Raw genomic sequence first — 25,677 nt, 5'->3', positions numbered from 1 at the left:
TATGGAACTTTACGCTATTCTCAAACTGGTTTGGGCAGCCATCCTGTGCATTCTTCTCATAGGTCTGGGGCTTATGGTTGGTATGGACATGGGCGTTGGCACCCTACTGCGCTTTGTTGGCCGCAATGATGGAGAGCGCCGGACGGCCCTCAACATTATTGGCCCGCATTGGGACGGTAACCAGGTGTGGTTTATCTTGGGTGGGGGTTCAATTTTTGCGGCATTCCCGACCCTTTACGCCACGTCTTTTTCTGTTTTTTACGTGGTTATGATTCTGCTGTTGTTCAGCATGATTTTACGGCCTGTTGCTTTTGAATACCGCTCCAAGGCAGATAGCACTCTCTGGCGCGCAAGTTGGGACTGGGTTTTTCTGGTATCCGGTTTTCTGCCGATGTTCATTTATGGTGCTGCCTTCGGCAATATTCTGGAAGGCGTTGGCTACCATTTTGGCTGGAACGGTCAGTATTATCAGGATAGTTCGTTCTTCTCCTATCTGCTCAGCCCCTTTGTTATTCTGTGCGGCCTGATGTCTGTGGCGCTCAGCGTGTATCAGGGTGGCGTCATGCTGATGCTCCGGAGTGAAAACCCGCTTTATGACAGAGCACAGCGCTATGCTGTACGTGGTGGCCTTGTTGCTGCGGTTCTGTTCGCTATAGGCGGGGTTTTCATAAGCCAGCAGAAGGGTTTTGTTCTGATAGGGGATGTAAACCCTGCCATGCCAGCCAACCCGCTTCATGGGCAGCATGTGCTACATACAGCCGGAGCATGGCTGCATAATTTCACACAACACCCCATTTTGTGGCTGGTGCCTGCTCTTGGCCTGTTCTGCATGGTAGCCGGAGCCTGTGCCGCCTATTTTGGCAAATCAGTAGCCGCATGGTGGATTGGCCTTGGCTCCTGGGTTGGCACTATTGGCACGGTTGCTGCCGCCATGTTCCCTTTCTTCATGCCATCCACAACCGCACCGGACCAAAGCCTGACTATCTGGAACAGTAGTGCCAGTGCTTATGGTTTGTCCTGCATGCTGGTTGTTGCTCTTATTTTTGTGCCTATCATTCTGTCTTACACATCATGGTGCTACTATGTCATGCGCGGCAAGGTGCGCACGGCTGATATCATTCATGACTCCCATAGTTACTAATACAGGAGGACGTGTCATGTTGCTGCTCCGTCTAGCCGGTCTGGCCTTAACGCTTGTTGTGGCTTTGCTGTTTGCTGTTTTTGTTGGTGACCAAGGCCCGTGGTACTTTGCATGGGTTATTGGCACTGTCATGATTATTCTGGTTTCGGGTGCAGGCGCTGTTCTGTTTGACGCCCAAATGGACTCATCTCAGGATAGGGAGGTATAATCATGTTAGGAGATATAGAAGGAATAATTTTGTTTATTCCCTTTATTTATCTTACAGTTTTTTGTGCTGCATACCTTTTCGGGAAGCGTTTTTTCCCATAAAATAACTTTGTTCTGACAGAACAAGCCTCACAAGCTTCTGTCGTCATGTTCACACTTATTTCTGAACATGACGACGGGCTTCTGACAACGCAGTATGAAGCTGCGGGAAAATATTACTCTCCCCAACAATTTGAGAAATAAAATGGCGGTCCATATCTGATTTCAGATAAACGCTGACACGGCCAAAAATAATGCAGATATTCCGCTGCACCAAATCCTGAAGCAACTTACGAACAACCACTGCTGCGGAATAATCAATATCCGTAATTGCACTGGCATCAATGACAATGCTTTTTAATCCAGGCTGAACCAGAAGCATAATATCATCAGCAAATCTGGTGCTATTGGCATAAAAAATATCAGCCGAGAAACGATAAATCACTATTCCGGGTTCGGAAAAACTTCCTGTTTTTACAGGCTCTGCCTCAAACAGACCTGTTACAGGGTCTTTTTTTAAAACTTGTGTATGTGGGAGATAACTATGCCGCACATGCCGGAAAAGAGAGAGGGCAATAGCGGCAAAAATACCCTGCTCCACCCCTAAACACACAACCGTCAAACCTGTCATGACGGCCAACCAGAACTCCCCGGGGCTCTCACGACGTATGGCATCAAGAACACGCAGCCTTATCATGCCAACGCCAACATTAAAAACGATAGCCGCCAGAATACAATGCGGCAGATATTGTAGTGGCTTTGTCAAAAACAGAAGCACAGATAAGGTAATCAGTGAAAAAATACCCTGGGCCATCTGGCTTCTGGCCCCTGCTTTTATTGCCATGGCTGTTTGTGTGGGGCTTCCGTTAACCGCAAAGGCGCCGGTTAACGCGGCGCAGGCATTGGCCAGACTTAAGCCGAGAATATCCTTGTTTTCATCAACAGTTTCATCAAAACTATCCGCAGCCGCTCTGGCTGTTGCTGCACTTTGTGCAATCATGACAAACACACATGATGTCGCAACAGGCAGAAGAGCCAGCATGTCATCCCATGCCACACGGGGAATATGTAAAGAAGGCAGGCCCGCAGTTATTGGCCCTACAAGATGCACGCCATAAGCCTGCAAGGGGTAAAGCCACCCCATAGTGATGCCAGCTACAACAACTGCCAGCGACCACGGCACCTGTTTGCACCAGCGCTCCCCAAGCCATAGAACACTACTCGTGGCGATAGCCAGACACACGGCAAACGGTACCACGTGCGGCAATGCCAGAGCCAACTGGTAAGCCTGTCGCAGGGAATTACGCGTATGCACAACAACGCCCAGCATATCAGCCAGCATGGCCAAGGCGACCTGAACACCCACCCCTGCCATAAAGCCAGCCAGAACGGTCCGTGAAAGAAAATCTGAAAGGAAACCTAATTTGAAAAAACGGGCAACAAGCAGAAGAGCCCCACTTAGTAGAGCCACCATACCAACCAGCTCTGTATAATAAGCCGTTTGGGGGGAAGCGATTTCGGACAGAGAGCTGGAAAAAATGGCAGCCGTTGCAGAATCTGCCGCCACCACAAGATGACGGGACGACCCGAACACGGAAAATGCCATAAGTGGCAAAAGAACTGTATAAAGCCCCGTGACGGCAGGCATACCTGCAATACGGGCATAGCCCAGAACTTGCGGAATGGTCATGGACGCCAAGGAAAGACCAGCAAGCGCATCCTGCATGGCTTGCTTTCTGCTGTCTTTGTGCCGCAACCCACTTAGCCTACGCCACATGGCTCCTGCTCTACCCTGTATATCCATACCGCCACTCGCTTAACACTTAATCGTCTTGACTACGTGGCACAGTATATCATCCTGCCGTATCAAACAAAAAAGAGCTGTTTAAAGAGGAAGTTCTCTCTTTACACAGCCCTATTCAATACTACGGAAGCAGAATAGAATTTATAAATATTGCTTCGTAAAAACTAGGATGTAGTTAGCTCCCAAAGTCGGGCTTCTCATCGACCACCATGAAAGTATGAGATTTTTACTGCTTGTTGGGCAAATAATTCCAGCACGCTTCTGCGTCACTCTGCTGCTTGGGCAACGTCATAGCGAAAACGTGCTGTGGCAGCATCGCAGTGATAGCTGCTCCCTACGTCACGCGCCATGTCAGCCAGTTCATTTACAGCAGAAAGAATATACTCCACTTTCTCATCACTCATGAGAACGCTGAAATTTAGTCGCACCCAGCCAGGTTTTTCCAATTCCTGACCTGCCTGAATAACAGCATGTAACGCACGGGACTGCTCTTCCTCTATCCCGAGCAATCTATGCGCGTATGGACCAGCACAGGCACAGCCGCCCCGGGCCTGAATACCATACCGGTCAGACAGCATACGCGTAAAAAGCTGATGATGCACAAGCATGCCTGCATCATCCTTTATTCGAAAAGAGAAGATGGGCAAGTGCTGGTCAGCTTTGGCATTTCCCAAAACCTGAATATGGGGATTGGCGCTCAAACTTTTATACGCCTTCTGGTAAAGAGCCGCATTACGCTCAGCCATGTAAGTCTGGCCAATGGCATCTTTCACCATAAAGCAGAGTGCTGCACGAATATTGCCAATAATATCTGGCGTACCCGCCTCTTCCCGTGCCACGAGGTTAGCTGAGTAATCATGCCCCCACGGAGAAACAAATTTTACAGTGCCACCACCCGGCGCACTGGGGCAGGACACCTCAACCGCCGCATCCCGCACAATAAGCACACCAGATGCGCCCGGCCCCCCAATGAATTTATGTGTGGAGATAACCACAGCATCTTTTTCACACTCGGTCCCAGCCTGCATGGAAATAGGCAGATACGGCCCAGCCCCGGCATAATCCCAAACCGATTTTGCCCCGTATGATTTCAAAAGCCTTGTGACTTTATCAACATCCGTGACAATTCCCGTGACGTTGGATGCCGCTGAAAATGCGCCAATGACCAAACGGCCCGCCCCGGCATTCCGCAGACAATCTTCCAACTGCTGCATGTCTGGGCCACCTTCTGGCGCTTCGGCCAGTTCTATCAAGCTGGCACCGCTCTCACGCCACGGCAGAATGTTGGAGTGGTGCTCATATGGCCCCATCAGCACCAAAGGCTTTTGTCCGGCTTTAACGGCTGCCGTCACACCCAATAAGTGAACCAGCTTATTCAGGCCCGCCGTAGCACCGTTGCCCGCAAAAATGGTCGCGTAGCCATGCTCCGCCCCGCATAACCGCGCAATGGTCTGCCGTGCTGCGTGACGCAGACGGTTCATAACCTGTCCGCATAGGGAAGCTTCCGTGTGGCTGTTCGCGTAATAAGGCAATACATCCTGCGCGATGGTCTGCTCTATCATGCCCAACGCCCGGCCTGATGCCACATAGTCTGCATAGATCAGGGGAACCACACCGTATGGCCCCTCTATTGGCATACCATCGCCTATGACATCCGCTCCAAGGCGCTGCACAATCGCATCCTGCTGGAGTGAAGCAGCAAACCGGGGGAAAAGCGTTTCTGGAGTATGCATGATCAACAAGCCGTCATGAGGGAGTGAGAGTTCACACAGACTACCGGGCTCACGCCCCAATAACTTACCCAATTTCCTGCTTGATTGCTCAAAAATCAGATCATATGATCGCTTATGAGCCTTAAACTAGATCATCTAGACCGCGCCTTGTTGCGTACCTTGCAGCAGGATGCCTCGCTTTCCCAGAGGGATCTGGCTGAAAAGGTCGGTATGTCACAAAATGCCTGCTGGCGACGACTACAGGCCTTAAAAGCTGCGGGCATTCTGCGCGGCCAAACCGTTGTGCTGGATCGTGCCAGCATAGAAATGGACCTGACCGTCATTGTGCTGGTCAAGACACGGCATCATGCAAAAGAATGGCTGGATAATTTCAAAAAAGTTGTTCTCTCTATTCCCAATATTGTCGATTTTTACCGTATTGCCGGAGACTATGACTATATGTTGAAAATAGTCGCCAAAGACATGAATGCATTTGACACTATTTACAGAAGAATGATTGAACATATCGACTTGGATACCGTGACATCCTACATGGCTATGGAAGCCATTGCGGATAATCGCCCACTACCTCTTTAACATTCCTATCAGGATATTTCTTGATGACGGTTACTCTCTACCATAATCCGGCCTGTGGTACATCCCGCGCTGTTCTGGCCATGATTGAGGACGCAGGCATAACGCCCGAGGTTGTGCTTTACCTCAAAACGCCTCCCAGCCGGGATACATTGGCCCAACTGGCCGCCACCAGTAGCCAACCTGTCAGAGCTCTCCTACGTGAAAAAGGAGAGCTTTACGAAAAACTCGGTCTGGCTTCCCCAACAGTGTCTGATGACACTATTCTGGACGCTATAGCTGCCCATCCTGAGCTTTTAAACCGGCCGGTTGTGACCTCGCCGCTCGGAACACGGGCATGCAGACCGAAGGAACTTGTGCTGGAAATCTTGCCAAAATCCTGAAACAGGCCGGGCGCTTTGTACGGAAAGCGTTCTGCACCAGAGCGAGGCGCTTTGATTGGCGTGACATAGTTCGGCTTTGACCAGCCTATCTGTGCCTCGCCGTTGCCCTAAAAGTGCCTCTTGTCAGCGGTTAATGACCAGGTCTCAAACGCGGCAGCAGAAAAATGCCTCCCCACATGCAATGGCGTGATCTGACGCCATTTCAGACCTCGCGACAGGATTTTATGGCTTAGTCCTTGAGGTAGAAGCGTTCAGCCACTAGTATGCGTTCCCAAAGAAGCATTTAGCTTCTGCCGTTCGGGACAAAGTGAAAAGGTGGCTGTGAATGGAGTGGACCGAGGAAACGATCTCCCGGCTCAGGGAGCTGTGGGCAGAAGGTCTTTCAACAGCCGAAATTGGCCGTAGACTCTCCATCACCAAAAATGCGGTTGTCGGCAAGGCGCATCGCCTTGGCTTGCCGCCCCGCCCGTCGCCTATTCGTCGGAGCGAGAAAAAGCCCGTTGCTGAAGCGACCAAAGTAGCTCCTGTTGAAGCACCCGTAACGGACAAGCCGGACGCTATTGCCGCCAAAACCCCTGTTACCGCAGATGCAGCCCCCAAAGCGATAGACGAGGCCGTAAAGCCCGTAAGCGCTGTGGTCCCACCTGCCCCCAAGCCGGAAGCGGCACCTAAAGCAGCAGTTGCTGCCAAACCAGAAAAACCCGCCGCGGCACCCCGTGCACAGTCACGCTCCAAACCTGCGCTAAGCCGCATTTCGGACGCTGAACCCAAAAAGCGCCGTGGCCCATCCTGCTGTTGGCCGATTGGTGACCCCGGCACACCGGGTTTTCATTTTTGTGGAGCAACCCCACTCCCGGGGAAGCCTTACTGTGCCGAACATGCACAGATTGCTTACGTCAAACTGCGTGACAGACGCGATAACGTAGCCTGAATTTTTAAAGAGGGTACCCCAAGGCTGGGGCGCCCCTTTCCCCTGATGGAAGCAACTCCATACAGGGGAAAGTCATCGCCACACCCCTCAGACCTGATATCTCAGCTTTCGGCGCTTTTTTCAGCGGCTGGGGCTGGCGTGGCGGCACCATTATCGTCTTTCAGCATTTCAAGCTGACCGCTGATCTGGCCACCATCTTCCACCTTAAGGCGACGACACGCTGCCTTACCAAGCAGACGCCCCGTTGCACGCAGCGTCAGGCTGCCACGAGCAGTCAGGGTGCCGTCAACGGTGCCTGCAATTTCAGCATTTTCAACTTCCACACCACCGCGGAACAGGCCACCCGGCATCACAACCAGTTCTTTGGCTGAGATCATGCTGGATTCAACTGTACCTTCAACCACCAGGCGTTCTGCGTCCTGCACGGTGCCCTGCACGCTAATGCCGCGACCCACAACAAGAGTGCGCTGCTCAGGCACATCTTTTTTTGGCTGTGCCTGCTGCGGCAAACCACGTCCTGCACCCGGAATAGGGGGTACGGATGCGTTGGGGGAAAGGGGGGAACCGGGGGGAAGTGGCGCGCGACCCATAGAGGTCTCCTTTGCTGTAGCAGGATGGGAAGCCGGAGTCGGGCTGCCAGAAGCAGGCGACGGAGAACCGGCTGGGGACGATGAGGATGGGAAAATGGAACCGAAAGCACCCGCTGGGTTGCTGCCAGCGCCCGGCTGGCTGGCACTCTGCCCAGAACTGGATGCGGCCGGTTTGGTTTCTTCAGGTTTGCGTCTCTTGAACAAGAACACCCCCGCCATGCTGGCTGCCTTTTCAAGACAGCGGTTTTACGACTACCGCCAGATGTTTGCAGTAAAACACCTAGCTGGCATCTTCAAATGTTATACAGCCACCAAATGTGGCGGCAAGGACTGCATACGGCTTAGTGTTGCCCTTTTTGTGGCAGCAGGGTACCGGAAGAGCCGATACAGTCATTTTTTTTCGGGAAAATATACCTGTCATGACGGCTTCTGAGATTACTTACGATATTCTGGGCATTGGCAATGCCATCACCGACATTCTGGCCCATGTTGATCCTGCCTTTCTGGAACAGCAAAATCTGACACCGGGCAGCATGACATTAATTGATGCTGCCCGTGCTGATGCCATTACCGCCAACCTGAAAACCGAGCGGGTTATGGGTGGGGGTTCTGCCGCTAATACCTGCGTTGTTGCGGCACAGTTTGGGGCCCGCGTTGCCTATCTGGGCAAAGTAGCCCGTGACCCATCTGGTGAAAAATTTGCGCAGGATCTACGGGAAAACGGTATTACCTTCCCCTCTACGCCGCTGGACGGTCATGTGCACGACAACCTGCCAACTGCACGTTGCGTGGTAATGGTAACTCCGGACGGCCAGCGTACGATGGCAACCTATTTAGGGGCCTGCACGCACTTTACACCAGACGACGTTCTGGAGAGCACAATCGCGGCCTCACGCATTGTGTATCTGGAAGGGTATCTGTTTGACCCGCCACATGCTCAGGAAGCGTTCCGCCGCGCGGCAACACTGGCACACCAGAATGGCCGTCAGGTTGCACTTTCTCTCTCTGACCCCTTCTGTGTTGGCCGCCACCGTCAGGCGTTTTTAGATCTGGTCCGCGGGCATGTTGATATTCTCTTCGCGAATGAAGATGAAATCTGCGCCCTGTATGAAACAGAAAATTTTGACACCGCTGCACAACACGCCCTGAAGGACACAACCTTTGCCGCCCTTACCCGCTCAGGGCTTGGAAGCGTTGTCATTCATGATGGTCAAATCACGAAAATTGATCCGGTACCCACTCAGGTTGTGGATACAACAGGCGCTGGGGATGCCTACGCCGCAGGTTTCCTGGCGGGCCTGACAACGGGGCGCACACTTCCGGAATGTGGGCGTCTGGCATCTGTTGCAGCTTCAGAAATTATTTCTCATGTCGGAGCGCGCCCGCTCTCCAACATCTGGCAGGAAATGGGCTTCTAATCAGCCCATCCTTTTGTTCCTCTTCCCTCAGTCCTGGGAAGGGGAACCACACGGTATAAGCGCCACTTTCCCGTCTTTCACGGCAAGAGCAATTTCCCCACTTCTTAAAGACAGTGCGGCATCGCCAAATACACGCTTTCTCCAGCCGGATAGCACGGGGTTAGGCTGCGTTGGGTCGAGGGCTAAGCCTTCCAGTTCATCAAGTGATGCAACAAGCTTGGGGGCTACATCATGTTCTTCACAGCAGGTTGCTAAAAGCACCTTCAACATAGCCATCAAAGCACCGGATGGACGGGCCGCGTCTTTGCTTCTTCCCTTTGGTAGTCTCGGCAATTCAGAATCAGGAAGTTCCTGAGCCTTTTTTACGGCCTCGATCATGGCCTGCCCTGTCCGCCCTTCTGCCAACCCGCGCGATACACCACGCACACGTGCCAGAGCCTCTATTGTGGTTGGGGCGGTGGCAGCAATTTCCAGCAGGCTTTCATCTTTCAGCAAGCGCTGGCGTGGCACGTTGACGCGCTGAGCCTCACGCTCACGCAGGGCTGCGGCTGCACGCAACACCCCTAACATACGCCGGTTATTGGTGCGGGCGCGCAAACGCTCCCACTGTTTTTCAGGATCAGGGCGGAAGGTCGCAGGGTCTGCCAGTTCTGCCATTTCAGCAGAAACCCATTCCAGCCGCTTTTCTTTCTCAAGTTTTTTCAGGAGTTTTTCATAAACCAGCCGCAGCCAGGTCACGTCCCCCGCCGCATAGGTCAATTGAGCAGGCGACAGGGGCCGCGCTGACCAGTCTGTAAATCTGTGGCTTTTATCAATAGCATGACCAGTCAGAGACCCAACGAGACTATCGTACCCCACTTGGTCACCATAGCCTGCCACCATAGCGGCAACCTGTGTATCAAAAACCGGGCTTGGCAGGGCATCAAACAGGTACAGGAAAATTTCCAAATCCTGCCGCGCAGCATGAAACACCTTCAGAACAGAGGTATCGGCCATCAGCTCTGCAAGAGGAGAAAGATCCAAGCCTTCCGCCACAGCATCAATCAGCACAACTTCTTTAAGCCCCCCAATCTGCACAAGGCAGAGTTCGGGCCAATAGGTGCGCTCACGCATGAACTCGGTATCAATGGTCAGAAAACGCTCACTCCGCAGGCGTGAGAGGGTTTCTGCCAGATCTTCCGTAGTGGAAATGAGGCGGGGCTGGGGAAATGCAGAAGCTGAGGATTTAGCCATATATCCTTCATACACAACCTGCAGAGAAAAAGAAGCGGATGCAGCGCCTGTTTGAGCGGAAAAGCTTGACGGAACAGGCTTAAGCCTCAACATCCTGCCTTTCTCTGCTAAGAAAGGAAGACCCTATGAGCCGCCCTGATGATGGCAGTGCAGCCCTGAGCCAGCTTGGCCGCAACATTGCAGCCCCAAGCTGCCCGGAAGAGGCTGTTCTGGAACGTGTACCCGCCCCTTACCCGGACAGGAATTATCTGGTTCGTTTTACGGCACCTGAATTTACATCTTTGTGCCCGGTCACCAGCCAGCCGGACTTTGCCCATCTTGTCATTGATTATGTGCCTGACAAATGGATTGTTGAAAGCAAATCACTAAAGCTGTTTTTGACCAGCTTCCGGAATCATGGCGCTTTTCATGAAGCATGCTCCATTCAAATAGCCACAACCCTTGTCGATCTTCTGTCCCCTGTCTGGTTGCGTATCGGGGCGTACTGGTACCCGCGTGGTGGGATTCCCATTGACGTATTCTGGCAAACCGGCGCACCCCCGGTGGATGTCTGGATTCCCTCGCAGGATGTACCGACCTATCGTGGCCGTGGCTAATTAGGGCATAAAAAAAGCCACCCGAAGGTGGCTTTTTCCGTCTTGGCTGACCCGATCATAACCGGGCAAAAACAAGCACTTAATTTAGCGGGAAGACCCGGCCTCGATCTCGGCCCGTACAGCAAGAATTTTTTCCTGCAGAACATCCAGACGAGACATATCGTTTTTGTCGGCCTTGCCCCATGCTTCCGTCAGAGCTTCGAGCTGTGCTGTTGCGTTATCAATAGAGATTTCGCTTACAGGTTCAGCCCGGTCTGCCAGAATGGTGCAGCGGGTTGCCGTAATGTCAGCAAACCCACCACCAACAAAGAAGCGCTCTGTTACAGCGCCGTTGTCATACAAAGACACAACGCCACCACGAAGCAGCAGCATCATGGGAGCGCGGTCAGGCATGGCCGCAATATCGCCTTCCGCGCCCGGAATGACAGCCATTTCTACTTCCCGTGATACCAGAACCTTTTCAGGGCTGATAATCTCGACCTGGACCGGCATGAACGTGCTCCTTCCCGAAAATCAGCTATTAAGCTGATTCTCTCAGTTTTTCTGCCTTGGCAACAGCTTCTTCAATGGTGCCTACCATGTAGAAAGCGGCTTCTGGCAGGTCGTCATATTCACCAGCGCAGATGGCTTTGAACGAACGGACCGTGTCAGCAATAGACACCAGAACACCCGGAGAACCCGTAAAGACTTCTGCAACGTGGAACGGCTGAGACAGGAAGCGCTGGATGCGGCGTGCGCGAGCCACAATGCGCTTATCGTCTTCGGACAGTTCGTCCATACCCAGAATGGCAATGATGTCCTGCAGGGATTTGTAGGTCTGCAGAATACGCTGCACTTCACGCGCCACATTGTAGTGCTCTTCACCCACAATAGCGGGGTCAAGTGAGCGGGATGTGGAGTCCAGCGGGTCAACAGCCGGGTAGATGCCCATTTCAGCAATAGAGCGGTTAAGAACCGTTGTTGCATCCAAGTGGGCAAAGGTTGCTGCTGGTGCAGGGTCGGTCAAGTCATCGGCAGGGACATACACGGCCTGAACGGACGTGATGGACCCCTTCTTGGTGGACGTAATACGCTCCTGCAGCGCACCCATTTCCGTAGCCAGTGTTGGCTGATAGCCCACTGCTGATGGAATACGGCCCAGCAGAGCGGACACTTCAGAACCAGCCTGCGTGAAGCGGAAAATATTATCCACGAAGAAGAGAACGTCCTGGTTTTCTTCGTCACGGAAATATTCAGCCAGCGTCAGACCGGTCAGAGCAACACGAGCCCGGGCACCCGGTGGTTCGTTCATCTGACCGAACACGAGGGCCACTTTAGAGCCGTCTGTTTCGTTGTTTTCGCCCAGCTTGATAACGCCAGCGTCCTGCATTTCGTAATACAGGTCGTTACCTTCACGGGTACGCTCACCAACACCAGCAAACACAGACACACCACCGTGTGCTTTTGCGATGTTGTTGATGAGTTCCTGAATGATAACGGTTTTGCCAACGCCAGCACCACCGAACAGACCAACTTTACCACCCTTGAGGTAAGGGCAGAGCAGATCGACAACCTTAATGCCGGTCATCAGGATTTCAGCAGAGGCTGCCTGTTCTTCGAAAGACGGAGCTTCACGATGAATTGGCGCACGACGTGCTGTTGTGATCGGGCCTTTTTCGTCAATCGGCTCACCGGTGACGTTCAGAATACGACCAAGCGTTTCCGGACCAACAGGAACGGAGATCTGGGAACCGGTGTTCACCACTTCGGCACCACGTACCAGTCCGTCTGTGGTTTCCATGGCAATGCAACGGACTTCGTGCTCACCAATTTCCTGGGCCACTTCCAGCACCAGTGTCTGATCGCCAAGCTTTACATGAAGGGCGTTCAGGATTTTTGGCAGTTCACCTTGGAACTGCACATCAACCACTGGTCCTCTAATCTCAGTAATGCGGCCAACAGCATTGGACTTCGTGGCCGCAGGGGCCTGGGTCTGGGTTGTGGTATCCGACATGGGTCAGCTCCTGCGGGGCAAACGAGCGGGCTCAGACAGCCTGTGCGCCCGAAATGATTTCGATCAGTTCGTTAGTAATGTTCGTCTGGCGGGTCCGGTTATAGACCTTGCTCAGACTATCGATGGACCGGCCTGCATTCCGCGTGGCGTTGTCCATTGCCGTCATGCGGGCACCGTTCTCGCCTGCTGCCGTTTCCAGCAGAGAAGCATAGATCTGTACCTGCAAGTTTTTCGGAAGAAGCATAGCCAGAAGCGTTGCTTCATCCGGTTCAAATTCATATTGGGCCGCATCTGCTGCCGGTGCGGCAGGCGTTTCACCCACAGCACCATCCATCACCAGCGGCACAAGCTGCTGGCAAGTGGGAACCTGCGTCATGGCATTGCGGAACTGGTTATAGACCAGTGTGCAAACGTCAATCTCACCAGACTCCAGCAGAGCGTTGATCTTGTCACCAAGACCGCTTGCCACAGAGAACGGAATTTCTTTCCCGCTGAACCCCATAACCTTATCTACGATAAGATCAGAATATTCGCGGGAAAAATAGTTGATAGCACGACGACCAACCGGAAGCAGCTTAACGGTCTTACCTTCAGACTGAAGCTTACGGATGGTGAGTTCCGTCTTGCGGTGTACGTTGGCGTTGAAGCCACCGCACAGCCCACGATCACTCGTGAGAGGCACAAGCAGATGGATCTGATCACGCCCGGTTCCGGCCAGAAGGAGCGGTCCCCCTTCTTCCCCCTTCGTAGCGCCTGCCAATTCGGCCAGCATGCGGCGCATAGACGCAGCGTACGGACGGGCAGCTTCAGCACTAGCCTGAGCGCGGCGCAATTTTGCGGCCGCGACCATTTTCATCGCGCTGGTGATCTTCCGTGTCGACTTGATACTTCCGATCCGGGCGCGGAGTTCCTTGAGGGAAGCCATGACTGCTCCTGCTGCCTCAGCCGCCGAAATTGCGGTTGAAGGTGGTCAGATATTCAGTGAGACGGGCTTCAGTGTCTTTGGACAGGGCACGTTCCTTGCGGATTGTGTCAACCAGATCCTTGCCACCATTCTGCAGGTCTTTCAGCAGAGCGTGTTCCCAAGGAACAACCTTCTCAACTGCAATCCCGTCAATGAAGCCACGGGTACCGGCAAACAGCACAATAACCTGTTCTTCAACCGTGAGCGGAGAAGACTGAGGCTGCTTGAGCAGTTCCACCAGACGTGCACCACGTGCCAGCTGCTTCTGGGTTGCCGGGTCAAGGTCGGAAGCGAACTGCGAGAACGCAGCCATTTCACGATACTGAGCCAGTTCCAGCTTAATCTTACCTGCAACCTGTTTCATGGCTTTGATCTGTGCGGCAGAACCAACACGAGACACAGAACCACCCACGTTCACAGCCGGGCGGATACCACGGTAGAACAGGTCGGTTTCAAGGAAGATCTGACCATCGGTGATGGAGATCACGTTGGTCGGGATGTAAGCAGACACATCACCAGCCTGTGTTTCAATAACGGGCAGAGCCGTCAGAGAACCACCACCGTGGGCGTCAGACATTTTTGCAGCACGTTCCAGCAGACGGGAGTGCAGGTAGAACACGTCACCCGGATATGCTTCACGGCCTGGCGGACGGCGCAGCAGCAGGGACATCTGACGGTAAGCCACAGCCTGCTTGGACAGATCGTCATAGCAGATCAGGGCATGCATGCCGTTATCGCGGAAGTATTCGCCCATGGCGCATGCAGCGTAGGGTGCGAGATACTGGAGCGGTGCCGGGTCAGACGCGGTAGCTGCCACAACGATAGAGTACTGAAGCGCACCCTTTTCTTCCAGCAGGCGTACCAACTGAGCAACCGTAGAGCGCTTCTGACCGACTGCAACATAGATGCAGTACAGGGACTTCTTGTCGTCGCCCAGGTCATTGACAGCTTTCTGAGCCAGGATGGTGTCGGTCAGAATGGTTGTTTTACCGGTCTGACGGTCACCAATCACCAGTTCACGTTGGCCACGGCCAACGGGCACCAGTGCGTCAATGGCTTTAATGCCGGTCTGCATTGGCTCGCTGACGGACTGACGTGGCATAATGCCCGGAGCCTTGACTTCAGCGCGACGCATTTCAACTGCGCCCAGAGGGCCTTTGCCGTCGATCGGGTTACCCAGACCGTCAACAACGCGCCCCAGCAGGCTTTTGCCTGTTGGCACTTCAACCACAACACCGGAACGGGTGACTGTGTCACCTTCACGGATATTGGTGTCATCCCCGAAGATAACGATACCGACGTTATCGCTTTCGAGGTTGAGCGCCATGCCTTTCTGGCCAGCGGAAGGGAACTCAACAAGTTCGCCTGCCATAACATTCTGCAGACCGAACACACGGGCAATGCCGTCCCCTACGGACAGGACAGTACCGGTTTCGACAACGTCGGATTCTTTGTCAAACGACGCAATCTGCTGCTTGAGGATATCCGAAATCTCTGCGGGACGGATTTCCATCACGCGGCTCCCTTCATGGCGTAATGCAAACGAAACAGGCGGGTCTGAAGACTGGCGTCATACAGTTTTGCCCCTACACGTACGACAAGGCCGCCGAGCAGGGTGGCATCAACACGCTCACAAATCGTGACACGTGCATAACCGGCTTCAGCCAGACGAACTTGAAGCTGGGTGCGCTGATCGGGGCTGAGCGGCTGGGCGGAGGAAACCTCTGCCACAACTTCCCCGCGCCGGGACGCTGCCAGAGCATCGAGCGCGGCAAGAATGCGGCGCAGGACTGGCAGGCGGCGGTTATCAGCAACAACGCCAACAAAATTTTTAATGATTGGACTGAAGCCCTGCGCATCAAGCGCGGCCAGTATGGCCTTGCGCGATACAAGGATATCCAGCCGGGTATCGGCCAGAACAGTGCGCAACGGGGCGCTTTCATCTATCAGGCGGGCAAGCGCCGCACCTTCATCAAGCACTGCATCAAGCTGCTGCTGGTCTGCTGCGAGTTCATAAAGCGCAGTTGCATAACGGCCTTCAAGACCGTTGGCAGCAAAAGCAACCGGTTGTGCTGTCGTTACGCCCGAGGCCACCACTGTTTAGGCTCTTTCCTTCTGTGCGCGCCGGCATTCCACATCAATGACTCCGCCTGCGGCCCGTATGGGACCATAAGCATTCGTCGGCGCGGCCTCTAGCATGACGAAACACGCCACGCAACTGGCGTCTGCCGCTAATTTGCCGGAATACGGAACTCAACCACCCGGCAACCCGCTAAAAAGGGCAACCGGAACGGGGCCTCATCTGGTTTCGTGTGAAAAATGAAGGGCCGGGACCGGCAGCGATAATATTTCTCGGCACCCTAATCCGGGGCATACCCTGCAACGCCACGAACAGGCTAGACCGTATGCCAACCACGCACATGAAGTCACAGCTCGTGCGACGTATATTGAGGCAGATTTTTTAAATTTTTGGAAAAAAACTGGAGCGGACAGAGGGAATCGAACCCTCCTCGGTAGCTTGGAAGGCTACAGCATTACCACTATGCTATGCCCGCGCTCTGTTGGTGCCTGTTTTATCGCTAAACCAGCGCGTTCTGCAAGCCCCCTTTTTTGGGGTTTTTTATCCGCCTGACGCCTGTTGTTGAAGAATATTGTCTTCTGCCTCTTGACTTTATGCCCGCAACATATTTTCTTCCGCCTCCTGTGAGGGCCACACCACGGTCTAGCCAGACAAACGGTTTTCCGTTATAGGCTTGTTTCGTGGCGGCAGTCGCATTGCAGGGGTGTAGCTCAATTGGCTAGAGTGTCGGTCTCCAAAACCGAAGGTTGTGGGTTCGAGACCCTCCACCCCTGCCATCTCATGCTGGCTGGAACCTGATCTGCCTTAACCGCAGAAAAAACTCCTGACAGTTTGAATATGGTTTTTCACGCTGCGCCGCCTCCCGCATCAAGCCGGGGCGGGTGGCAAGAGAGGATGGTACGTGTCGGTCAGTCCCGGTAAGTTTCTGCGTGATGTGCGTGCCGAGGCCGAACGGGTTACTTGGCCTTCTCGGCGTGCCACCCTGATTACAACAGGCGCTGTTCTGGCTATGGCTGGTCTGGCATCTGTTTTCTTTTTTGCCGTAGACCAGCTTATTGGTCTTGGTGTGCGTCAATTATTCGGGCTGGGAGGCTGAGGAAACGACATGGCCAAACGTTGGTATGTGGTCCACGTCTATTCGGGCTTCGAAAAGAAAATTGCGCAGCACATTCGCGAGCAGGCAGAACAAAAAGGTCTGGCTGACCATATCGACGAAATTCTGGTGCCTTCTGAAGAAGTCATAGAAGTACGTCGCGGTCAGAAAGTGAACGCTGAACGGAAGTTTTTCCCCGGCTACGTGCTGGTGAAAATGGAAATGACGGATGAATCCTGGCATTTGGTCAAGGATACACCCAAGGTTACGGGTTTTCTGGGTACCAGAAACCGCCCTACCCCCATTTCTGCCGCTGAAGCAGAGCGCATTATTCACCAGACGGCTGAAGGCATCCAGCACCCACGCGCTGCAGTCAGCTTTGAAATTGGTGAGCAGATTCGTGTATCTGACGGGCCATTCACATCTTTCAATGGTGTGATTGAAGAAATTGACGAAGAAAAGGCTCGCCTGAAGGTCAGCGTTTCCATCTTCGGTCGTTCTACGCCTGTGGATCTGGAATATGGTCAGGTAGAAAAGCTGTAAGGCTTTTGCCTTGCTTTCTCATCGGATTTCTCAAAAGGCAGCTTCGGCTGCCTTTTCTGCGTTTGGGCCATTTTAAATTCAGTTTCACATTTCCTCGTGCTGCGTAACTCACTCTTGAAAAGATCAGACAGCGACACTTAGAGTTTTGCTGCGTTCTACATCCATCACGCCTCGCCAGCCTGTTCTTTGCCATACGGTTTGACCGGAATTTGTTTTCCACTTCAAAAGGGTTTGCCATGCCAACCGCTTCCGCCCCCCATGCACGGGGCCTGTCTTTACTAAACGATGCCCGACTGAACAAAGGCACTGCCTTTTCTGCTGAAGAACGACGGCTCTATGGTCTTGAAGGCTTGCTCCCTACCCATGTGGAAAGCCCGGAACGGCAGGTCGAGCGTGTGCAACGCCATCTTGATACCAAACCGAATGACCTTGAACGGTATATTTATCTGAGCGGCCTGCGTGACCAGAACGAAACCCTGTTTTTCAGGGTTCTGATGTCAAACCCCGCCAAGTTTGTGCCTATTGTTTACGCACCAACGCTGGCCACTGTTTGCAAGCAGTTCAGCCATATCTACCGTCGCCCGCGCGGCATGTATATCAGCCTGGACATGAGCGGCCGCATTGAAGAGGTTTTACGCAACTGGCCTGTAGACGATGTACGGGTTATTTGCGTCACCACCGGTGGCCGTATTCTGGGCCTTGGCGATATTGGCGTGAACGGCATGGGTATTCCCATCGGGAAGCTCCACCTTTACACCGCCTGCGGCGCAGTGCCGCCGGATGTGCTGCTCCCCATCCAGCTTGATATTGGCACCACAAACAGCGCCCTGCGGGCAGACCCGCTCTATTTGGGCCTGCGGCGCGAACCGCCTCCGGAAGAAGAGCTGGACGCTTTTGTGGAGGAGTTCATTCAGGCCGTCCACACCGTTTTCCCGCGCTGTGTGATTCATTTTGAAGACTGGAAAGGCACGGATGCCATCCGGTATCTGGCACATTATAAAGACCGTATCCGCTGCTATAATGATGACATTCAGGGCACGGCCGCCGTTACTCTGGCGGGGCTGATCAGCGCTCTGAAAATTAAGGGCGAATCGCTCAAGGACCAGCGAATTCTGTTCCTTGGTGCCGGGTCTTCCGGGTTAGGCACGGCGGATATGCTGGTCTCTGCCTTCAAGCTGGAAGGGTTGTCGGAGGAAGAAGCGATCTCTCGCATCATGCTGATGGATGTAAACGGCCTGCTGGAAACCTCCCGCACGGATTTGTCCCCATCCCAGCAGCGTTATGCCAAGACGCTTCCGGCCTCCCGTGATCTGCTCAGTATGGTCAAGACATTCAAACCTTCCGTGCTGGTTGGGGTCTCGACGGCTGGAGGAGCCTTCACGCAGGAAGTGGTGGAAGCCATGACGGCCCTCAATGAGCGCCCGGTGATTTTTGCGCTCTCACTGCCTGAAAAAAATAGTGAGTGCACGGCGGAGCAGGCTTACGAATGGTCCAACGGGCAGGCGCTGTTTGCGGCTGGTATTCAGTTCCCCGAGGTCAAGTTGAACGGCAAAACCCACTATCCCGGTCAGGCCAACAATTTTTATATTTTCCCAGCCCTTGGGTTGGCGGTGTACGCTACCTGCCCTGATATTATTACCGATGATATGGTGATTGAATCCGCCAAAGCGCTGGCTGACCAGGTCAGCCCTGTTTACCAGGAGCGTGGCCGGTTATTCCCGCCCCAGAGTGATATTCTGGAGGTCTCCATCACCTCTGCGGCGCGCATTGCCGAGTATATTTTTGACAAAGGTGCCGCAACCGTCGAGCGCCCGCAGGATATTCGGGCCTGGATTGAGAGCCTGACCTACTCTCCACGCTACCAAAGCTAGACTCAGGCTTTCCGCTAAGCCGGAGCGCTTGAGGCAGCAAGGCCGATTCTCTCAAGGGAGAATCGGCCTTTTTTAGTGTGTCCACTTCAATGCCTCAGGAGGCTGGGGTGAACCCGAAAACCTGCCCGTAAAAGGACAGTTCAGCCGCCAACGCCTGACGTAACGTGCTCTCCTGCCTGAAACCGTGGCCCTCCCCAGCGAACTCATGAAGTGTGCAGGATGTCCCGGCTTTCTGAAGCGCTGCCGCCATGCTGCGTGCCTGATTGGGGGGCACAACCGTGTCATCCAACCCCTGCAACATGAGAACAGGCGCTTTGATCTGCGCGGCCACGCTGATGGGCGAGCGTTCAAGGTAAACCGATTCGGCTTCCGGCCAGGGGCCGATTAACCCATCCAGATATCGGGCCTCGAATTTATGCGTTTCTGCCGCCAAAGCCCGCAGATCCGTCACGCCATACAGGCTGACCCCGGCAGCAAACAAAGACGAGGACGCAAGAGCGACTAAAACGGTCATACCCCCGGCACTTGAACCACGAATTGCGAGTCGCTGGGGGTCAACGCGGCCTGTGTTGACCATGTGCTGTGCGGCCGCAATGCAGTCCGCCACATCCACAAGGCCCCATGCGCCTTTCAGCCGGTTGCGCCATGCCCGGCCGAATCCGGTGGACCCTCCGTAATTGACATCCAGCACGGCAAAGCCGCGCGAGGTCCACCACTGTACCTTGAAGGAGAAGCCTTCCTGTGCCCGGGCCGTTGGGCCGCCATGCACAAGCACAATCATAGGTGGTTTTTCTCCTTCCGGTATGCAGACCTTGCTATTTGCAGGCGCATAAAAAAAGGCATGGCCGAGCGCCGGGCCACCAGGTTCAACGGGAAAGCGAATCGTTTCAGGCTTTGAAATGTCGAGCTTGTCCAGCGTTAGGTCAGCAGCCCGCTGCACACTATGCGCCACCCCAGCCTGCGCCGTGCCAACCACCACGGCAGGCAATGCGTCACAGGGGGCTTCCAGCCATGCAAACCGACCGTCATCAAGCCGAACAGGACATTGCTCCGGATGCGCGTGAAAAAGCGTCACATTTCCCGCTGCATCGGTAATCTGGCAGCGGGTTGTGCCATCCTGCACGACCAACACCACATACCCACCTTCGGGCAAAGGCTGATAGCTCCGCTGCCCGAACACCCAGGCAGGCTGCCCGATTTCACCGCCCGGAACAGGCGCGGGCGTTAAAGTCACATCACAGTGCTCAAATTCCTGCGGCTGTATGGACCAGACGGTCCAGGTACCAGTACGGTCAGACACAACCTGAAGCGTGCCATTATCTGCCCAACGCGGTTCTATCAGGGATTCACTTTGCGTTGCCCCGGCCAGAACATGCCGGTTTGACAGGCCGGAAATCTGCCCTTCCGGTGTGCGTACCAGCGTGGCACCGCAAAGACGTGTGGAGTCCCACGGCATGTTCGGGTGTTGCCACTCAATCCATGCCAGATACCGCCCATCGGGAGACACACTGGGCGCTGCCAGAAAATCCGGGCCCATATGCAGCACCTGTTCCGGGCCAGCCTGCACGCCTGTTGCGGTAAGTGTGAGCGCAAAGGCCACCAAAGCGGCTTTTGGCTCACCTGCCGCACGATGATCCTCCCGCACGGCCAGAAGACAGGAGGCATCCGGAGCAAAACGCAGGTCGGCGTAACGCAGGCCCTCCGTGTGGCTCAGGCACACTGGGGCCTCTGCGCTTTTGGCGAAAAACCACAATGCGCCGGATTTTTTCTCTGAAAACGCGACATGACCATGCCCCACCGCGTAAGGAGCACCGCCATATTCATGCACACGGGTGCCTACATCGTACACCGCTGGCAGAACATCCTGCGCGCCAAGGCCTTCCTGCCACCGCCGAAGCACCGTGCGGCCTTTTTCAGCAGGTCTGCGTTCCAGCCAGTACACCATGGCACCATCAGCGTTCACCTCAGACAGGGAGAGTGCTTTCCCTGCCACCAGATCAACCGTAACCGGAGACGGCCATGACCCGCAGGGTAAAGGCAGAGGCAAAGGAGCAGGCTTGGTGGAAACAGACATGGCAGTTTTCCTGACTACGGAGGCAAATGGCAAAAGCTGTTTCATGCCACATGGAAGCGACAAGACAGAGCGTCTATCTTCAGGCATGATACCGCCAGCCTCAACCCCTTCAGGGGCAGCACAGCAGAGACTGCCATGGCACCGCAGACTTTGCCCCACCATGGCACAGGCTTGACACTCCGCCGTCTACAGGCTTCCTGCCTGCAAGACCTGCCATAGACAGAACTGGATGCCCTGTCCTGCTACACACTCTTGAATCCTTCTTTTCGCTTCAGCACCTCAACAGCCTGTTTGCTCATTACGGCTACGCAGTTGTGGGGATTGTGGTCATGCTGGAAAGCATGGGGTTTCCGCTACCCGCAGAAAGCCTGATCATAACAGGTGCGCTCTTCTGCGCGACCACCCATAAGCTCAGTATTACCGGCGTTATTATTGCTGCCGTGGCTGGGGCCATTATGGGGGATAATTTTGGCTACCTGATAGGCCGTGCCCTCGGCCTGAAGCTGTTGCAGAAATACGGCCCCAAATTCGGCCTGACACCAGAGCGCCTGCTGCTTGGCCGCTATGTATTTTTGAAGCATGGCGGGTCTGTTGTGTTCTTTGGCCGTTTTATTGCCGTGCTGCGTATGTTTGTTGCCCTGCTGGCTGGCGCGAACCATATGCCGTGGCATACGTTTTTATGGCACAATGCGTTGGGTGGACTGTGCTGGGCTGGCGGTTACGCCATAGGCACTTACCTGCTTGGTAATGAAGTTCTGAAACTGTCCGGGCCGGTCGGCATCGGGTTTGGCATCTGCGCCATCATTATCATCGGGGGCTCGTTCCTGTTCCTCAAACGCAATGAGAAACGTCTGACGGAGGAAGCCATGAAAGCTGCGGAAAAAGACGACCGCTTGCGGATAACCCCATAATGCTGGGCCGCCATGAATGGGCCGTAACGGCCAAGCAGCCCAACCTTGACGGACGGGTTGCCCTAGTAACAGGTGCCAATAGCGGGCTGGGGTTTGAAGTAGCCTGTGGCTTGGCCACGCGTGGGGCGCGGTTATTACTGCCTGTACGCAATGCAGAGCGCGGCACGGCAGCCCTTGCAGCACTAAAGGCCCGCTGCCCCACTGCGCTGGTTGAGATGCTTACGCTTGACCTGACATCCCTCCAGTCCGTAGCCGCCTGTGCAGCAGACGTTGCCAGACTTACGAACCGGCTGGATATTCTGGTTAATAACGCTGGTATTATGGCGCCGGCCCAGCGGCAGGAAACGCAGGATGGGTTTGAAGTGCAGTTTGGCACCAACCATCTTGGCCATTTTGCCCTGACCTACCACTTACGCCCTTTGCTTGAGGCAGCACCGGGCGGCGGCGTTGTGACAACCGTTGCCAGCCTTGCTGCCTGCAAAGGGAGCATCCATTTTGATGACCTACAGTTTCGGCACCGCTACAGCGCTTTTGGGGCTTACCAGCAAAGCAAACTGGCCAACCTTCTGTTTGCACGGGAGTTGGCCCGCAAAGCGGGTGAAGCTGGCTGGAATATTCATTCCCGCGCAGCGCATCCGGGCTGGTCTTCTACCTCCATCATCGCCAATGGTCCGGCCTCCGCGCTGCCTGAAGCCTTGGGTAAGGTAGAACGCGTGCTGGGCAGTGCGGTTTTGCGCGTTATGGGCCAGTCGGCTGCGCGTGGGGCAGAACCGCTGCTCTATGCCACGCTGGCTCCCATTGCGCGGGACGGAGATTATTACGGCCCACAGGGTACCAAGGAGCGCCGGGGCCAACCGGGGCCAGCGCATGTTCCTGCCGCCGCGTTAAAAGCCAGTACGGCTGAGCGCCTATGGGATGTTTCCGAACGCCTGACCGGTCTGGGTTGGTAAGACCAACGGGCTGGTTAAAGCCAGCCCGTACCTTCTGCCTATTTCCGCCGTTCGCGCCCAGATGTGGTGCGGGTGCGGCTCTGCTGCCGCAATACGCTTTCAATCCAGTCATTCAGTTTGCGCGTTGTCTCTTCTGCCTCTTCCCGGTCCGGGTAGAAATCGGGGAAGCGTAAAGCCAGCCAGCGCCATGCGACCAAGCGTTTATGGCGTTTTTCTGCCCGCTCGAGCTCTTCACGGCTTGCCCGCTCACTGGGTGGCAGCCTGCCCGTACCGGGTGGCATGACACGGCGGCCCGCTGCGTGGTCCGCCGCCCAGCCTACCAAACGCTTGATCCCGTTATCGCGGTCATCCACGGGGCACATGGCGTAAGACCAGCGGGTTGTGAGATCCAGCCCCTCCACCCCTTCCAGAGCAGACGCAATGTCAAAGGCCTGTTCCATATCCGCAAGGCGGTAATTGGGGTCATCCTTACGCAGCACCGCGCGATGAATGCGTGACAGAACGCCGTAAAGGCTTTCCGACCCAATTTCAGCCGCAACGGCTTTCACAATATCTGCGTCAGGCTGCACGTAGGGCCGCAGGTCGCTCTGCTCTTCCGTATCGGCTTCAAGCTGTCGGCGGATAAAGGAGGGGCTGCCTGCCCCGGCCAATACGGCCACCGTACCGACCTCGTGCTTTCCGTAACGGCCAGCACGCCCGCCAATCTGCTTGACCTCCTGCACAGTGAGGTCACGTGTCTGGCGGCCATCAAACTTCTTGAGCGCAGCAAAAACCACCCGCTTGATGGACAGGTTAAGCCCCATGCCAATGGCGTCTGTTGCAATCAGAATATCAGCGGCACCGGAGTTAAAGCGCTGGGCTTCCGCACGGCGTACTTCCGGGCTGAGCGCGCCATACACCACCGCAACCCGTTTGCCGTGCTGCATAAGGGCTGCACGCAGGTCCAGCACTTCACGGCGGGAAAAGGCTATCAATGCATCGCCGGTTGTCAGGTCTGCCAACTTGACGGGCTGACTGGCTGACCGCAGCGGGCTTTTACGCTCCAGTGAAATTTCATCCACCGGGTCACCGCAGAGCTCAGCAATACGCCGCACCATGGGGATACAGTCCGGTGCACCCAGAATATACAAATGCCGGGCGGGTGCCCCCATAATGGCCGCTGTCCATGCGGCCCCACGGTCTGTGTCAAACAGCATCTGGGCTTCATCAATCACCGCAACATCAACGGGATTATAGAAGGGGCACATCTCAACCGTAGCAGCCAGATGTTTGCTGCTGGGCACCAGAATGCGCTCCTCCCCCGTAGAAAGCGAAGCCTCCACACCACGAGACGCCAGAGCCTCCCGAAATTCATGCGCCAGCAACCGCAGGGGGGCCAAGGCAAGCCCGCTATCGGCCTGCGCCAGAGCATTCAGGGCCGTGTAGGATTTACCGCTATTGGTTGGGCCAGTCACCAGCGTAATCTGCCGGTTCAAGGCGCGGGCGGTACGGAAATGGGCCGCATAGCGGTCCAGCGCCGCCACACGCGCAATAACGGAATTGGCCACCTTGCGGCCCATATCTGCCTGAACACGGGGGCTGCCAGGCGTTGCTGCTGCCGCGCCATCCCGCCATTCCCCCAGCTTGTCGCGCAGGGCAATCAGTTCGGCAGGGTCAAACTCCCACCGCTCACGGCCACCCGATTCGCTGACCTTTCGGGCAACAGGCAGCCTGTTCTCTGCAATCCAGCGCAACGCCTCCTTGTGGGAGCAGCGCAGTAGGCGCGGCACGTCCTTGAACGGGACAAGGCTTTCTTCCCACGCCGCGAGGCGCTGTTCTTCCTTCTGGCGTTTTTCCTGCGCGGTGCGCTCAATGGTGTGGGCGGTTTTCTGGCGCTGGGCTTCGTCTCTGCGCGCCGTGTCCAGAAACGGGTCTCCCTCCGGCAGGCCAAACGCAATGGCAATGGCCATAAGCAGAAGGTCTATCTGGCCGGGGGATAAAACGCGCCCTGTATCCAGCAGGTCTGCCTGAATGGCGTCAAAAACCTTGCGCGGCGTGGCGGCATAAGACCGCAGGCGCTCCTGTGCAACGGGTGCCAAGGCCCGTTCCAGCACGGTATCATTCGCCTCGGGCTCGGTAATGGTGGCAACCGCCTGCTCGATCTCGTCCCGCGTCACCCAGATGCGCCCGCTCCGGCGCGTCAGGTCAACAAGGCGGGAGATACGTTTTTTGCGGCGCACGGTGCAGAGAATATCGCGGAAGGTTTCATCCGGAATGTCCCGTGCATCCGGCTCCAGCGCACGGGCAACACGGCGGATGACTTCCTGCTCTTCCTTGGGGTCTACTGCAAACCCTGTGCGGGCGGAAACATGGGCAAACGCCTCGCGGGCGGGGGAAGCAAAAGGTTCTGACGTCATGCCATTACTCTTGCGCTATCACGCGGTGCGGAACAATGGCCTGCGCGGGAAAACGCACGTGTTTTCACATAACCTTTCTGCTTTTCAAACACGCCCCTGCAAAAGCAGAATGTGGGATTCACGCAGCGCTGCGTGACTATACCGGCACTATCCT

General features: G+C 55.1%; 24 protein-coding genes and 2 tRNA genes. 14 read left to right on the top strand and 12 right to left on the bottom strand.

Features of this window, described 5'->3' with window-relative positions:
* Position 1 precedes the first annotated feature (1 nt).
* Both cydB and Abci_RS10535 read left to right on the top strand, forming a co-directional pair.
* Positions 2 to 1,141, top strand: a complete 1,140-nt coding sequence (gene cydB / locus Abci_RS10540; RefSeq protein WP_048839083.1) for a cytochrome d ubiquinol oxidase subunit II — start codon at positions 2 to 4, stop codon at positions 1,139 to 1,141.
* 16 nt (positions 1,142 to 1,157) lie between these two features.
* Positions 1,158 to 1,349: a hypothetical protein gene (locus Abci_RS10535; RefSeq protein ID WP_048839082.1), complete on the top strand. Its 192-nt coding sequence runs from the start codon at positions 1,158 to 1,160 to the stop codon at positions 1,347 to 1,349.
* Between the two features lie 156 nt (positions 1,350 to 1,505).
* Here Abci_RS10535 and Abci_RS10530 read toward each other — a convergent pair whose 3' ends face one another.
* Positions 1,506 to 3,113, bottom strand: coding sequence for a SulP family inorganic anion transporter (locus Abci_RS10530; protein WP_244877647.1), 1,608 nt, complete (start codon positions 3,111 to 3,113; stop codon positions 1,506 to 1,508).
* A 344-nt stretch (positions 3,114 to 3,457) separates the two neighbouring features.
* On the bottom strand, positions 3,458 to 4,924 hold the full coding sequence (locus Abci_RS10525; protein WP_048839080.1) for an aminotransferase class V-fold PLP-dependent enzyme: 1,467 nt from the start codon (positions 4,922 to 4,924) through the stop codon (positions 3,458 to 3,460).
* Between the two features lie 114 nt (positions 4,925 to 5,038).
* Here Abci_RS10525 and Abci_RS10520 point away from each other — a divergent pair, with 114 nt between their 5' ends.
* The 3 genes from Abci_RS10520 (at position 5,039) to Abci_RS10510 (ending at position 6,811) form a co-directional block, all read left to right on the top strand.
* Positions 5,039 to 5,500 (top strand): Lrp/AsnC family transcriptional regulator, encoded by a 462-nt coding sequence (locus tag Abci_RS10520; protein ID WP_048839079.1) that lies wholly within the window; start codon positions 5,039 to 5,041, stop codon positions 5,498 to 5,500.
* A 23-nt stretch (positions 5,501 to 5,523) separates the two neighbouring features.
* Positions 5,524 to 5,880 carry an arsenate reductase (glutaredoxin) gene (gene arsC / locus Abci_RS10515; RefSeq protein ID WP_048839078.1) on the top strand — a complete coding sequence of 119 codons (357 nt, stop codon included), beginning with the start codon at positions 5,524 to 5,526 and terminating at the stop codon, positions 5,878 to 5,880.
* Positions 5,881 to 6,205: 325 nt separating this feature from the next.
* On the top strand, positions 6,206 to 6,811 hold the full coding sequence (locus Abci_RS10510) for a GcrA family cell cycle regulator (RefSeq protein ID WP_048839077.1): 606 nt from the start codon (positions 6,206 to 6,208) through the stop codon (positions 6,809 to 6,811).
* A 101-nt stretch (positions 6,812 to 6,912) separates the two neighbouring features.
* Here the strand turns inward: Abci_RS10510 and Abci_RS10505 are convergent, their stop codons facing one another.
* A complete protein-coding gene (locus Abci_RS10505; RefSeq protein ID WP_240554544.1) occupies positions 6,913 to 7,605 on the bottom strand; it encodes a bactofilin family protein in 693 nt (230 codons plus the stop codon).
* On the opposite strand from Abci_RS10505, the gene Abci_RS14170 reads away from it, so the two are divergent.
* Both Abci_RS14170 and Abci_RS10500 read left to right on the top strand, forming a co-directional pair.
* Complete coding sequence (locus Abci_RS14170) at positions 7,496 to 7,834, top strand: hypothetical protein (RefSeq protein WP_048839075.1); 339 nt, start codon at positions 7,496 to 7,498, stop codon at positions 7,832 to 7,834. The two genes, Abci_RS10505 and Abci_RS14170, sit on opposite strands and share 110 nt — an antisense overlap.
* Positions 7,821 to 8,819 (top strand): adenosine kinase, encoded by a 999-nt coding sequence (locus Abci_RS10500; protein ID WP_048839074.1) that lies wholly within the window; start codon positions 7,821 to 7,823, stop codon positions 8,817 to 8,819. The genes Abci_RS14170 and Abci_RS10500 overlap by 14 nt, the downstream gene beginning before the upstream one ends.
* Positions 8,820 to 8,846: 27 nt before the next feature.
* Here Abci_RS10500 and rnd read toward each other — a convergent pair whose 3' ends face one another.
* Positions 8,847 to 10,052, bottom strand: coding sequence for a ribonuclease D (rnd, locus tag Abci_RS10495; protein WP_048839178.1), 1,206 nt, complete (start codon positions 10,050 to 10,052; stop codon positions 8,847 to 8,849).
* 125 nt (positions 10,053 to 10,177) lie between these two features.
* On the opposite strand from rnd, the gene queF reads away from it, so the two are divergent.
* Positions 10,178 to 10,648, top strand: a complete 471-nt coding sequence (queF, locus tag Abci_RS10490) for a preQ(1) synthase (protein ID WP_048839073.1) — start codon at positions 10,178 to 10,180, stop codon at positions 10,646 to 10,648.
* 84 nt (positions 10,649 to 10,732) lie between these two features.
* Here the strand turns inward: queF and atpC are convergent, their stop codons facing one another.
* The 6 genes from atpC to Abci_RS10460 all read right to left on the bottom strand — a co-directional run bounded on the left by atpC (position 10,733) and on the right by Abci_RS10460 (position 16,160).
* Positions 10,733 to 11,140, bottom strand: coding sequence for an ATP synthase F1 subunit epsilon (gene atpC, locus Abci_RS10485; RefSeq protein WP_048839072.1), 408 nt, complete (start codon positions 11,138 to 11,140; stop codon positions 10,733 to 10,735).
* A gap of 28 nt (positions 11,141 to 11,168) precedes the next feature.
* Positions 11,169 to 12,641, bottom strand: a complete 1,473-nt coding sequence (atpD, locus tag Abci_RS10480; RefSeq protein ID WP_048839071.1) for a F0F1 ATP synthase subunit beta — start codon at positions 12,639 to 12,641, stop codon at positions 11,169 to 11,171.
* Between the two features lie 31 nt (positions 12,642 to 12,672).
* A complete protein-coding gene (locus Abci_RS10475) occupies positions 12,673 to 13,566 on the bottom strand; it encodes a F0F1 ATP synthase subunit gamma (protein ID WP_048839070.1) in 894 nt (297 codons plus the stop codon).
* 16 nt (positions 13,567 to 13,582) lie between these two features.
* The gene (gene atpA, locus Abci_RS10470; protein ID WP_048839069.1) at positions 13,583 to 15,118 is read right to left on the bottom strand and encodes a F0F1 ATP synthase subunit alpha; all 1,536 of its coding nucleotides are present in this window, start codon (positions 15,116 to 15,118) and stop codon (positions 13,583 to 13,585) included.
* Positions 15,118 to 15,702: an ATP synthase F1 subunit delta gene (gene atpH, locus Abci_RS10465; RefSeq protein WP_048839068.1), complete on the bottom strand. Its 585-nt coding sequence runs from the start codon at positions 15,700 to 15,702 to the stop codon at positions 15,118 to 15,120. The genes atpA and atpH overlap by 1 nt, the downstream gene beginning before the upstream one ends.
* A 384-nt stretch (positions 15,703 to 16,086) precedes the next feature.
* A tRNA-Gly gene (locus Abci_RS10460) sits at positions 16,087 to 16,160 on the bottom strand.
* Positions 16,161 to 16,384: 224 nt separating this feature from the next.
* Between Abci_RS10460 and Abci_RS10455 the strand changes: the two genes are divergently transcribed.
* From Abci_RS10455 to Abci_RS10440, 4 genes are all read left to right on the top strand, one after another.
* Positions 16,385 to 16,461: transfer RNA gene (locus Abci_RS10455), tRNA-Trp, on the top strand.
* A 125-nt stretch (positions 16,462 to 16,586) separates the two neighbouring features.
* Positions 16,587 to 16,781 (top strand): preprotein translocase subunit SecE, encoded by a 195-nt coding sequence (gene secE, locus Abci_RS10450; protein ID WP_048839067.1) that lies wholly within the window; start codon positions 16,587 to 16,589, stop codon positions 16,779 to 16,781.
* 9 nt (positions 16,782 to 16,790) lie between these two features.
* Positions 16,791 to 17,321, top strand: a complete 531-nt coding sequence (gene nusG / locus Abci_RS10445; protein WP_048839066.1) for a transcription termination/antitermination protein NusG — start codon at positions 16,791 to 16,793, stop codon at positions 17,319 to 17,321.
* Positions 17,322 to 17,557: 236 nt separating this feature from the next.
* Entirely contained in the window at positions 17,558 to 19,192 is a 1,635-nt protein-coding gene (locus tag Abci_RS10440; protein ID WP_048839065.1) for an NAD-dependent malic enzyme, read from the top strand.
* Between the two features lie 94 nt (positions 19,193 to 19,286).
* On the opposite strand, the gene Abci_RS10435 is transcribed toward Abci_RS10440, so the two are convergent.
* Positions 19,287 to 21,266: an alpha/beta hydrolase family protein gene (locus tag Abci_RS10435; protein ID WP_048839177.1), complete on the bottom strand. Its 1,980-nt coding sequence runs from the start codon at positions 21,264 to 21,266 to the stop codon at positions 19,287 to 19,289.
* A gap of 329 nt (positions 21,267 to 21,595) precedes the next feature.
* Between Abci_RS10435 and Abci_RS10430 the strand changes: the two genes are divergently transcribed.
* Both Abci_RS10430 and Abci_RS10425 read left to right on the top strand, forming a co-directional pair.
* On the top strand, positions 21,596 to 22,177 hold the full coding sequence (locus Abci_RS10430) for a DedA family protein (RefSeq protein WP_181015844.1): 582 nt from the start codon (positions 21,596 to 21,598) through the stop codon (positions 22,175 to 22,177).
* The gene (locus Abci_RS10425; RefSeq protein WP_048839063.1) at positions 22,177 to 23,127 is read left to right on the top strand and encodes an SDR family oxidoreductase; all 951 of its coding nucleotides are present in this window, start codon (positions 22,177 to 22,179) and stop codon (positions 23,125 to 23,127) included. The genes Abci_RS10430 and Abci_RS10425 overlap by 1 nt, the downstream gene beginning before the upstream one ends.
* Positions 23,128 to 23,165: 38 nt before the next feature.
* On the opposite strand, the gene Abci_RS10420 is transcribed toward Abci_RS10425, so the two are convergent.
* A complete protein-coding gene (locus tag Abci_RS10420; RefSeq protein WP_048839062.1) occupies positions 23,166 to 25,523 on the bottom strand; it encodes a helicase-related protein in 2,358 nt (785 codons plus the stop codon).
* Between the last annotated feature and the right edge of the window lie 154 nt (positions 25,524 to 25,677).

The organism is Acetobacter cibinongensis, assembly GCF_000963925.1.
Taxonomy (GTDB): domain Bacteria; phylum Pseudomonadota; class Alphaproteobacteria; order Acetobacterales; family Acetobacteraceae; genus Acetobacter; species Acetobacter cibinongensis.
This window is presented reverse-complemented; position numbering and strand designations above follow the sequence as displayed.